Here is a 10,930-nt window from a genome sequence, read left to right on the forward strand (position 1 = left end):
ATGACGACATCATCATCCGCGGCTTCCGCCAAGGCGACGAAGAGCGCGAAGAAGCGCGTCTCCGCATTCTCCGACCGCAAGGTCGACCGGGCCTTCTACTGGATGGCCGTACCGGCCGCGATCATCTTCGCGATCTTCCTGTACGTGCCGTTCCTGCAGGGCGTGATGTACTCGTTCACCAATTCGCAGGGCTACGGCGACTATGACATCATCGGATTCAAGAACTACATCGCCCTGTTCCAGGACGATCGCGTGGGCCACGCCTATCTGTTCACGTTCCTGATCGCCATCGCGATCACCGTGCTCATCAACGTGATCGCGATGTTCATCGCCGTCGCGCTGAACGGCAAAATCGCGTTCAAGAACGGCTTCCGCGCGATCTTCTTCGTGCCCTACACCCTGTCCGTGCTGGTCATCGGCTACGTGTTCAAGTACATCTTCATGAACCCGCTGCCCGAGCTCGGCAAGGCGCTCGGCATCGGCTGGCTGTCCGAATCGCTCATCACCAGCGAGCAGTACTCGTGGATCCCGATCGTGTTCCTCGCCGTGTGGCAGGGCGTCGCCTACTCGGTGCTGCTCTACCTCGCCGGCCTGCAGACCATCGACACCGAGATCTACGAGGCGGCCGCGCTCGACGGCGTCAACGCGTGGCAGAAGTTCTGGAAGATCACGTTCCCGCTCATCGGACCGTTCTTCACGATCAACCTCGTGCTGTCCATGAAGAACGCGCTCGGCACGTTCGACCAGGTCGTCGCCCTGACCGACGGCGGACCGAACTCCGCCACGGAAACCGTGACCTACCTCATCTGGAAGGGCGGCCTGACCGGCGGCGAGTACGCGTACCAGACCGCCAACGCCGTGCTCTTCTTCATCGTTCTCGCGATCATCGCGTTCATCCAGCTCAAGTTCTTCGGCAGCAAGGAAAAGGTGTGAGTGCCATGAGTGCCGCAATGTCAGTCAAGTCCTCTTCGTCCACGCAGTCCGGTGTGCAGTCCGGAAAGTCGTCCGGCAAGCCCGAGAAGTTCCGCAGGGACCGCAACATCAACTGGTGGCTCACCGCCGCCGTCGCGGTCCTGTCCCTGACGATCCTGATCCCCCTGTACTTCACGATCGTCACCGCGCTGAAGACGCCCGCCGAGGCCGGCACGTTCGCCCTGCCGACCACGTGGGAGTGGCACAACTTCGCCGACGCGTCCGCCAAGGTCAACTACCCGAAGGCCGCGCTCAACTCGGCGATCATCACCGTCGCCGCCGTGGTGCTGACCCTGCTGACCAACACGTTCGTCGCGTACGCGGTGGCCCGCAATATGGACAAGCGATTCTTCCGCTTCCTGTACTACTTCTTCATCGCCGCGATGTTCGTGCCGTTCCCGGTCGTCATGCTGCCGATCGCCAAGCAGATGGGATCGTGGCACCTCGACAACCAGGTCGGCCTGATCCTGCTGTACATGGTGCTGGGCCTTGGCACGAACCTGTTCATCGCGACCGGATTCATCCGTTCGATCCCGGTCTCGCTTGAGGAGGCCGCGCGCATCGACGGCGCGTCGACTTGGCGCATCTTCTGGCAGATCATCTTCCCGCTGATGAGCCCGATCAACGCGACCATCGCGATCCTGACCGCGCTGTGGGCGTGGAACGACTTCCTCCTGCCGCTCATCGTGCTGACCGACCAGTCGAACCAGACGATTCCGCTGGCCCAGTACGTCTTCAGCTCCCAGTTCGCCACCAACTATCCGATGGCCTTCTCCAGCTACCTGATGGCCATGGCCCCGATCCTCATCGTCTACGTCTTCGCCCAGAAGTGGGTCATCGGCGGCGTGATGAGGGGAGCTGTGAAGTGAAGCCCGGTGGGCTTTACTTCACAGCTCCGAGCGAGAGATCTCCGTCACCGCATGACGCCCACCTCTCGCTGACACGGCCCTCTGCGGGATATCTCCGTCCCCTCCTACCGGGAACCTCTCGCTGGCATAGCCCTCTGTGAGTCGTCCCCATTCCTCCCTGACAGAAACCTCTCGCTAGCCACGGCTCAGCGAGAGGTTTCCGCTACGCGCGGCCGGTTTTCTCTCGCCGAGACAAGCTGCTACTCGTCGTCGGAGCGTGGGGTGGTCATATCGCTGGACCCGAAACGGGGGCTGTCGGTGGATTCGCGTCGCACTAGCTGCGGTGGGAATGCGACGCGTGCAGGCATCCAGTGCTGTTTGTCATTCTCCTTGCCAAGCAGGCGCATGGTCTCCTTGGCAAGGAGCCTGCACGGAGGACGTAGCGAAGTCAGCGTTGGGGAGATGGCATTGGCGATGGGAGAATCGCCCGAACCTATGACAATGACGTCATGGGGAACACTGATGCCCAGCTGGAATAATGCCATCAGCACTCCGACGGCGATCTCGTCGGATGCGCATATGACGGCATCGGGCTTGCTGCCCTTGCTTTCGAACAGCTCCATGGCTTCCCGATATCCGCGCTCGGTAGTGCATTCTCCGAACGTTGTCCAGTCGGGGTCACTCATGAGGTTCATTGCCGAGAGCGTTATCTGGAATGTAGTGAACAGGTCTGCTGATTCGGGTGAATCGATATTGCCGCTCAGATATGCGATTGACGTCGCGTTGTGGTCGGCAAGATGATGCATGGTCAGATTCATCGATGCATTTTCATCCACTCCGACCCAGTTGACTAGGAACGATGAGGAACGGCCCGAGACCTGAACGATGGGTACATTTCCCGCATGCGCGTCGAGGAAGGTTGGATTGGTGTCTTTGGGTGGAATGAGGATGAGTCCGTCGATTCGCCGCATCAGCATGGCCGACACCCGTTCCTCTTGGGTGCTCAGGTCATCTCCGATGCCGATGAGTAGTTGCTTATTGTCTCCGTTTGATATCGGGTCCAGTTCGGCGAGCATGCGGGAGGCTATCGGGGAGGATGGGTCCGGCATAACGAGACCTATGGTGTTGGTGGTGTCGCTACGTAGCGCGCTGGCTGCGGAATTGGCGGAATAGTTCAGTTTCTCCGCGGCATCTCTCACCCTTCGCGCGATGTCGTCGTCCTTGGTGCGCTGTCCGGAAAGGACGCGGGATACCGTCGCCTTGGATACGCGAGCCAGAGCGGCGACGTTGGTGATGGAACTCGTCGAGCTCATATACGCCACCTCAGCAATCGAAAGGAACACTCAAGAGGTGTGATGCTGCGAACCCCTTGGAAGACATGCGGCTCAATGATACACGAGACGGGTCTTCGCTGAGTGCATCGAATGTGCGGAACTGGTCGGGGGTGATTTCGTGGCATGTGTTCCCGTGCGTTCGTCGATTCGAGCTGGCTTCGATTTGCGTGCGACGCGACACGCCGTTGCGCCGAATTTGTGTGACTGCCGTGTTTTGGCTTCAGTGCTTGCATTGTGGCACTATATCACGTAGATACTGTTTCCAGAAATCGGTTTCCGTTGGAATTTCAGTATTTTGTGATGTATAGTTTCTTCTGTCAGAAACAAGGTTCCGGCGATGACGTAGGGAACCTGAGATCCCACCAAGCGAGTGGGGGAAGCCACCAAGGAGGGCATATGGCAAACGACATCAACGGATTCCTTCCTGATTCCGCATTCCTGCTGGATGTTCCGGCTGATGATTGGAAGGCCGCGATCCGGTTGGCTGGAGATGGTCTGGTCGCCGCCGGTTTCACCACTGATGCGTACACGGACCAGATGATCGAGACCGTCGAGAAGATGGGGCCCTATATCGTGATCGCGCCGGGACTGGCTTTGGCGCATTCCCGTCCATCGAATGCGGTGCTCAAGACCGGTCTGAGCTGGGTGCGACTCAGCACGCCTGTTGAATTCGGCAGCAAGGCCAACGATCCCGTGTCATTGGTGATCGGTCTGGCGGGCCACGACGAGAACGAGCATATCGGAGTCATGTCAGCCATCGCCGGAGCCTTAGTCGATCCGAAGAGGACTGCCGATCTGGCGCAGGCGGACACGCCGGATGAGATCCGCGCGATTCTTCAGCGATGAGGGGTCTCCATCAATCATCGCAACCAATCGTTATCGACAATCGCTAACCCATAACCAACCCATAACCAACACCAATCAATGAAAGAGGAATAATCATGAACATTCTGTGCGTATGTGGCAACGGCATCGGCACCTCCGTGCTGCTGAAAGTCAACGTCGAGTCGGTCGCTGCCGATCTGGGCATCGATGTGAACGTCACCACCTCCGATGCGGGCAGTGCCAAGGGAACCGCCAACATGAACGATCTGGTGCTCACCTCCGCCGAGCTGGCTCCGGAGCTGGAGGGCACCACGACGCCGGTCGAGATCATCGCCAACTTCATGGACACCGACGAGATCCGCGGCGTGCTGGAGCGCTACGCCTAACCGATCCCGCGCGTCCCCAGAGCAAACAGAGAACAACAAAGGATAGAAGGACAACATGAACGCTATCGTTCAGGTGCTGAATTTCATCAGCCAGGAGATCCTGAATGTGCCGGCGTATCTGATCGGTATCATCGCCGCCATCGGCCTGATCGCATTGAAGCGCAGCATCGGCCAGATCATCTCCGGTGCGCTTAAGGCGGCAATGGGCTATCTCATTCTGGGAGCCGGTGCCAACGTGGTGACCGCCGCTCTGTCTCCCTTTGGCGATCTGGTGCTGAAATCCACCGGTGCGCACGGAGTAGTGCCGACCAATGAGGTCATCACCGCGCAGGCGTCCAGCCAGTTCGGCACCGCCTCCACATACATCATCGTGCTGAGCTTCATCATCATGCTGCTGCTTGCCCGGTTCACCCCGCTCAAGTACATCTTCCTGACAGGCCACCACATGGTGTTCATGTCCACGATGCTGGCCGTGGTTCTCTCCGTCGGTTTCGGTGCCGAGAACCAGCTGCTCGTCATCGTGATCGGCTCCATTCTGATGGCCGTGATCATGGTGGTGATGCCGGCGTTCACGCAGCCATTCATGAACCGCGTGACCAACAGCGACAAGCTGTCCATCGGACATTTCAATTCGCTTGGATACATCATCTCCGGCTCTGTCGGTGCAGCCGTCGGCAAGAAGTCGAAGTCCACTGAGGACATCAACTTCCCGAAGGGACTGAGCTTCCTGCGCGATTCCATGGTGTCCACAACCGTGCTCATGGTCACCCTGTATCTGGTCTTCTCCGTATGGGCCGCCATCGTCCTGCCTGCCGAGACGGCGTTCAAGATCTTCTCCACCAATCCCGATAACTACGGCTCCTTCTTCATGGCCGCGTTCGCTCAGGCGCTGCAGTTCGGCATCGGCGTGAGCATCATTCTGTATGGCGTGCGCATCATCCTCGGCGAGCTGGTTCCCGCCTTCCAGGGTATCGCCAACAAGGTCGTGCCCGGTGCACGTCCGGCGTTGGACATCCCGATCGTATTCCCGTACGGTGCCAACGCATCCCTCATCGGCTTCCTCGGCTCCTTCGTCGGCGGACTGGTTGCCCTTGCGATCATCGCCGTATGGCTTGGGCCGGTTTGGGGTGTTGCGCTGATTCTGCCCGGCATGGTGCCTCACTTCTTCGATGGCGGTGGCGCCGGTGTGTTCGGCAATGCAACCGGAGGTCGTACGGGCGCGATCGTCGGATCGTTCATCAACGGCATGCTCATCACCTTCCTTCCGGCCGCTCTGATGACCGTGATGGGTAGCTTCGGTCTGGCTAACTCCACCTTCGGCGACGGTGATTTCTGCTGGTATGGCACTATCGTCGGCAACCTTGCGCACCTTGGCTCGATGGGCGGTGCGATCAGCCTGCTGATCTTCGCCGTCATACTGTTTGCCGCAGCTTGGATCTGGCAGGTGAAGGTCGTCAACTCCGGTTGGACCCCCGGAGCCAAGCACGCCGAGTTCATCCAGCAGGTGAAGGCGGAGGAAAAGGCTGCGAAAGCCGCCGCACGTGCCTCGGACAAGGCCGTGGCCAAGGCTTGATGCATTTGGCACAGTCAGTCATAGGGGTGGCTTCCGCGAGGTTCTTCGGCTCGGTAGAGCGATAGCTCGACGGGATGGCATGCAATTGCGTGCCATCCCGATTTTCTTTCCGGCTCGCCCATGCGCGCGTCGTAATGGGAATGAAAAGGCAGGTGGCCGTATCCTGTGCGCATAGGACCGAAAACCCGAAACAAATCAGCCGCAAAGGAGCCAACGATGACCGCCTTCAACCGTGAACCACTGCCCGACGCCATCCGCACGAACGGCGCGACCCCGAACCCGTGGTGGTCGAACGCCGTCGTCTACCAGATCTACCCGCGATCCTTCCAGGACACGAACGGTGACGGATTCGGCGACCTCAAGGGCATCACCTCCCGCCTCGATTACCTCGCCGACCTCGGTGTCGACGTGCTGTGGCTCTCCCCGGTCTACAAGTCCCCGCAGGACGACAACGGTTACGACATCTCCGACTATCAGGACATCGACCCGCTGTTCGGCACGCTCGACGACATGGACGAACTCCTCGCCGAAGCGCACAAACGGGGCCTGAAGATCGTGATGGATCTCGTCGTCAATCACACCTCCGACGAACACGCGTGGTTCGAGGCGTCGAAGCACAAGGACGACCCGCACGCCGACTGGTACTGGTGGCGTCCCGCACGCCCCGGCACCACGCCCGGCGAACCCGGCGCCGAGCCGAACCGCTGGGGCTCCTACTTCGGCGGCTCCGCATGGCAGTACGACGAGACCCGCGGCGAATACTACCTCCACCAGTTCTCGAAGAAGCAGCCCGACTTGAACTGGGAGAACCCGGCCGTGCGCCGCGCCGTGTACGACATGATGAACTGGTGGCTCGATCGCGGCGTCGACGGATTCCGCATGGACGTCATCACCCTGATCTCCAAGCGCACCGACCCGAACGGTAAGCTCCCCGGCGAGGCCGGTTCCGAACTCGACGACCTGCCCGTCGGCGAGGAGGGCTACTCCAACCCGAACCCGTTCTGCGCCGACGGTCCGCGCCAGGACGAGTTCCTCGCCGAAATGCGTCGCGAGGTGTTCGACGGCCGCGACGGCTTCCTCACCGTCGGCGAGGCCCCCGGCATCACGGCCGCGCGCAACGAGCACATCACCGATCCCGCCAATGGCGAACTCGACATGCTCTTCCTGTTCGAGCACGTCGACTTCGACTGCGAGGGCGCCAAGTGGAAGCCGCTGCCCCTCGACCTGACGAAGCTCAAGTCCATCATGGCCGGCTATCAGACCGCCGTCGCGAAGGCCGGCTGGGCAAGCCTGTTCACCGGCAACCACGACCAGCCGCGCGTCGTCTCCCGCTGGGGCGACGACTCCACCGAGGAGTCGCGCATCCGCTCCGCCAAAGCGTGGGGACTCGTGCTGCACATGCACCGCGGCACCCCGTACGTCTACCAGGGCGAGGAACTCGGCATGACCAACGCGCACTTCACCTCCCTCGACCAGTACCGCGACTTGGAAACGCTCAATGCCTACCGTCAGCGCGTCGAGGAGGCCAAGGTGCAGAGCGCCGAATCGATGATGGCAGGCATCGCCGCGCGCGGTCGAGACAACTCCCGCACCCCGATGCAGTGGGACGCCTCCCGCTACGCCAGATTCACCGCGCCCGACGCCGCCTGCGAGCCGTGGATCTCGGTCAACCCGAATCACACGGACATCAACGTGGCCAGCGAGTTCGACGACCCCGACTCCGTGTACGCGTTCTACAAGCAGCTCATCGCGCTGCGCCACACCGACCCGGTGATCTCCGCCGGCAGCTGGCACCTGATCGACGCATCCGACCCGCACGTCTACGCCTTCACCCGCACCCTCGCCAAGCCCGCTCCGGCCTCGACGTACCCGGTGTTCGACGACGTCGAATCGTTCCACATCAACCCGCAGCCGGATCCCAGCACGCAGCCCGGCGAAGGCGCGCTGCTTATCGTCGCGAACCTCTCCGGACGCACCGTCGACCTGCCGTCCGAGGCGTCCGCGCTGCTCGCCGGCGGCATCACCGAACCGGACATCGTGATCAGCACGTACGGCGCATCCCACGCCGTCGTCTCCCTCACCAACGAGGAGCTCGACCCGTGGGAGGCCATCGCCGTGCGTTTGTAATGCGTTCGACGCAGCTATCTTGCTTACGAGGGGTACTTTCAGCCTTCTGCGGACATCTATCCTGCTTCCGAGAGGTACCTGATGCAGGTATAAGGCCCCTAAAACGGCTTGATTACCATGAGGGTTTGCCGTTTGTAGGTTTGTGTACTTTGGTCAGGTACCCCTCGTAAGCAGGATAGATGTCCGTAACAAGCGAAAAGTACCCCTCGTAAGCGAGATATCGGCGAGATATCGGCGGATGAAGGCTGGGAATTCGCGTGAATTGCCTTATTGCGCGAGACGGGGTGTCTGGATACGGCACCCCGCCGCATAAAATAGCCGATTATGGAACAGAAAGACGTCCTCAAAGCATTGCAGCGTGATCATGCGGCCGAACTCAAGAAAGCCGCCGAGCGGTTGAAGGGGACCGCACGCCACACCGAGATCATCCCCTCGCCGACCCTGTCCGAAATGACCGGACACGAGATCCTCCTCAAGCCCGAGAACCTTCAGATCACCGGATCCTTCAAGATCCGCGGCGCCTACAACAAGATCGCCTCCCTGTCCGAAGAGGAGCTCGCCCGCGGCATCGTCACCGCCTCCGCCGGCAACCACGCGCAGGGCGTCGCCTACGCCGCCCGCGAACGCGGCGCCAAGGCCACGATCTGCATGCCGACCATCACCCCGCCGCTCAAGGTCGACGCCACCAAGGCGTACGGCGCCGACGTGGTCCTCTACGGCGACGTCTTCGACGAATCCGCCGCCCACGCCGCCGAACTGAGCGAAAAGGAAGGCATGATCTACGTGCCGCCGTTCGACGACTACGAAGTCATCTGCGGCCAGGGCACCATCGCCCTCGAAATCCTCGAGGACGTGCCCAACGTCACCGACGTGGTCGTGCCCCTCGGCGGCGGCGGACTCGGCGCCGGCGTCGCGCTCGCCATCAAGACGTTCAAGCCGGAAGTGCGCGTGATCGGCGCGATCCCGGAGGGCTCGCCTGCGTGGAAGAACTCGCTTGCGGCCGGTCGCGTCGTGCCCGCCGATCAGGTCGTCACCTCCGCCGAGGGCGTCGCCGTCAAGCATCCGGGCGATCTCACGTTCGCGCTGCTCAACGAGTTCCTCGACGACATCGTCACCGTCACCGAGCGTGACATCAACGAGATGATCCTGCTCATGCTTGAAAAGCACAAGTTGGTCGTCGAGGCGGCCGGTGCCGTCTCGCTCGCCGCGCTTGAGCATCTGAACCTGCGCTCGCGCAAGTTCGCGTCCGCGCCCGGCCCGCACGTGGTCGTGCCGATCATGTCCGGCGGCAACATCGACACCGTGACGATGGGCGCGGTCATCCAGAAGGGCATGATCGCCCGCGGTCGCATCATGAACTTCGAGGTGGAGCTGCCCGATACGCCGGGTCAGCTCGTCAAGGTCGCGTCTCTGCTCGCACGCGAACGCGCCAACGTGATCGCCCTCGACCACGATCAGTTCAAGGCATCCGGCCACTACACGAACGCGGTGTCGCTCGGCGTCACGGTCGAGACCAACGGTCCCGACCACATCGACCGCATCCTCGCCGCCCTCAAGGCCGAAGGCTTTAGCCCCAAGCGCATCTACTGATTCGCCTGATTCGCGCTTTTTGCGCCTTGGCTGGGTAGCTGCTGACCGTTTATTGCGGTGACCGCGACGGCCCGCTATCTACTGTTCCCGACACACTCAAGGCCGTTCGGCCAAGCCTACGGTCGTGAACAGTAAATAGCGGGCCGTCGCTCTGTTCCAGCGGTATGTATCTGCTGACTTGTGACTCGCGCGTCAGCTGTTCTCGGCGATGGTTTCGTCGACGAGTTCGGGCAGGGCCACGGCGATGTCGTCGTGGATGAGACGGGTGGCGAGGCGATCGTACTGGGTGCGGCCCATGTTCATGATCGTGATCGGAACGCCGGCCTGCGCGGCGACCGGCACGATGCTCGCGGCCGGGAACACCTCGAGCGTCGATCCGATGACCCACAGTTCGTCGGCCTTGGTCGCCAGGCTGTACGACTTCTCCATCGCGCCGTCCGGCAGCGCCTCGCCGAAGTAGACGACGTCGGTCTTGATCATGCCGTTGCAGGGCATGTTCCCCTTGTACTTGAGCAGACGATGGCAGCGCGGATCTGGCTCCTCGTCCAGCTTCGCCATGATGTCGGCGGTGTTGTATTCGGCGTGGCATTTCATGCAGTGCGATGTGCCGATCGTGCCGTGCAGGTTGACGATGATATCCGGACTGTTGCCGGCCTTCTCATGCAGGGCGTCGAAGTTCTGCGTGGCGAGCAGCGTGAGCATGCCCGCCTTCTCGAGCTTGACCAGTGCCTTGTGCGCGACGCCGGGCTGCGCGTTCCACACGGGTGATTCCTTCTGCCAGCGCCAGGAGTATTCGCGCGCCTCCTTGTCGTTGAGGAACGCGTCGATGTCGTACACGCTCATCTGGTCGGGGTGCTTGGTCCACACGCCGTCGGGGCCGCGGAAGTCGGGGATTCCGGCGGAGGTGGAGATGCCGGCGCCGGTCAGTACTGCGATTTTCTTTGTCATACCCACAGGTATACGCGCTTTGCGTGTCGTTGCGGTGTACGCCGGGAGAAGTCGCGGCGATTCCGTTTGTTCGACTGTTCGTCACTTTCGGTTACCGGCATGTGACGTCCGCGGGCGTATCCTTGGCAATAGGACATGACGCATGGCAGGGTCAAGCGATGCTGTTGCGACACGCCGATGGAACGCTGTATTTCCAAGGATTTGCGGCGTACTTTTGCATGCTGGTTTGCATGATCGTCGCAAGGCGTGTAAGTTACTCATCTGTTGCCACTCAGCATGGCGATCTGATTCAAATCAAGAATTGTGATTCAGCTTGTTGATGTGCTT

Annotated in this window: 9 protein-coding genes; 7 read left to right on the plus strand and 2 right to left on the minus strand. The window is 61.1% G+C overall.

Going from position 1 to position 10,930, the window contains the following annotated elements:
* A complete protein-coding gene (locus tag BW11_RS06170) occupies positions 1–933 on the plus strand; it encodes a carbohydrate ABC transporter permease (protein WP_107044850.1) in 933 nt (310 codons plus the stop codon).
* 17 nt (positions 934–950) lie between these two features.
* The gene (locus tag BW11_RS06175) at positions 951–1,841 is read left to right on the plus strand and encodes a carbohydrate ABC transporter permease (protein WP_052119177.1); all 891 of its coding nucleotides are present in this window, start codon (positions 951–953) and stop codon (positions 1,839–1,841) included.
* Positions 1,842–2,080: 239 nt separating this feature from the next.
* Here BW11_RS06175 and BW11_RS06180 read toward each other — a convergent pair whose 3' ends face one another.
* On the minus strand, positions 2,081–3,133 hold the full coding sequence (locus BW11_RS06180; RefSeq protein WP_140445748.1) for a LacI family DNA-binding transcriptional regulator: 1,053 nt from the start codon (positions 3,131–3,133) through the stop codon (positions 2,081–2,083).
* A gap of 417 nt (positions 3,134–3,550) precedes the next feature.
* On the opposite strand from BW11_RS06180, the gene BW11_RS06185 reads away from it, so the two are divergent.
* The 5 genes from BW11_RS06185 to ilvA all read left to right on the plus strand — a co-directional run bounded on the left by BW11_RS06185 (position 3,551) and on the right by ilvA (position 9,655).
* Entirely contained in the window at positions 3,551–4,000 is a 450-nt protein-coding gene (locus tag BW11_RS06185) for a PTS sugar transporter subunit IIA (RefSeq protein ID WP_140445749.1), read from the plus strand.
* A gap of 95 nt (positions 4,001–4,095) precedes the next feature.
* Positions 4,096–4,365 carry a PTS sugar transporter subunit IIB gene (locus BW11_RS06190; RefSeq protein ID WP_140445750.1) on the plus strand — a complete coding sequence of 90 codons (270 nt, stop codon included), beginning with the start codon at positions 4,096–4,098 and terminating at the stop codon, positions 4,363–4,365.
* A gap of 55 nt (positions 4,366–4,420) precedes the next feature.
* Entirely contained in the window at positions 4,421–5,938 is a 1,518-nt protein-coding gene (locus BW11_RS06195; RefSeq protein ID WP_140445751.1) for a PTS ascorbate transporter subunit IIC, read from the plus strand.
* Positions 5,939–6,154: 216 nt separating this feature from the next.
* On the plus strand, positions 6,155–8,065 hold the full coding sequence (locus tag BW11_RS06200; protein WP_140445752.1) for an alpha-glucosidase: 1,911 nt from the start codon (positions 6,155–6,157) through the stop codon (positions 8,063–8,065).
* 324 nt (positions 8,066–8,389) lie between these two features.
* Positions 8,390–9,655 (plus strand): threonine ammonia-lyase, encoded by a 1,266-nt coding sequence (gene ilvA, locus BW11_RS06205; protein ID WP_043166166.1) that lies wholly within the window; start codon positions 8,390–8,392, stop codon positions 9,653–9,655.
* A 192-nt stretch (positions 9,656–9,847) separates the two neighbouring features.
* Here the strand turns inward: ilvA and BW11_RS06210 are convergent, their stop codons facing one another.
* Positions 9,848–10,603 carry a Sir2 family NAD-dependent protein deacetylase gene (locus BW11_RS06210; RefSeq protein WP_140445753.1) on the minus strand — a complete coding sequence of 252 codons (756 nt, stop codon included), beginning with the start codon at positions 10,601–10,603 and terminating at the stop codon, positions 9,848–9,850.
* Between the last annotated feature and the right edge of the window lie 327 nt (positions 10,604–10,930).

Origin of the sequence: Bifidobacterium sp. UTCIF-38, assembly GCF_006454495.1 — a bacterium.
Taxonomy (GTDB): domain Bacteria; phylum Actinomycetota; class Actinomycetes; order Actinomycetales; family Bifidobacteriaceae; genus Bifidobacterium; species Bifidobacterium callitrichos.

Excerpts from the sequence above, each read along its gene's own strand:
- BW11_RS06170 (WP_107044850.1), top strand. The coding sequence starts at position 1 with ATGACGACATCATCATCCGCGGCTTCCGCCAAGGCGACGAAGAGCGCG.
- BW11_RS06185 (WP_140445749.1), top strand. The coding sequence starts at position 3,551 with ATGGCAAACGACATCAACGGATTCCTTCCTGATTCCGCATTCCTGCTG.
- BW11_RS06195 (WP_140445751.1), top strand. The coding sequence starts at position 4,421 with ATGAACGCTATCGTTCAGGTGCTGAATTTCATCAGCCAGGAGATCCTG.
- ilvA (WP_043166166.1), top strand. The coding sequence starts at position 8,390 with ATGGAACAGAAAGACGTCCTCAAAGCATTGCAGCGTGATCATGCGGCC.
- BW11_RS06175 (WP_052119177.1), top strand. The coding sequence starts at position 951 with ATGTCAGTCAAGTCCTCTTCGTCCACGCAGTCCGGTGTGCAGTCCGGA.
- BW11_RS06210 (WP_140445753.1), bottom strand. The coding sequence starts at position 10,603 with ATGACAAAGAAAATCGCAGTACTGACCGGCGCCGGCATCTCCACCTCC.
- BW11_RS06200 (WP_140445752.1), top strand. The coding sequence starts at position 6,155 with ATGACCGCCTTCAACCGTGAACCACTGCCCGACGCCATCCGCACGAAC.
- BW11_RS06180 (WP_140445748.1), bottom strand. The coding sequence starts at position 3,133 with ATGAGCTCGACGAGTTCCATCACCAACGTCGCCGCTCTGGCTCGCGTA.
- BW11_RS06190 (WP_140445750.1), top strand. The coding sequence starts at position 4,096 with ATGAACATTCTGTGCGTATGTGGCAACGGCATCGGCACCTCCGTGCTG.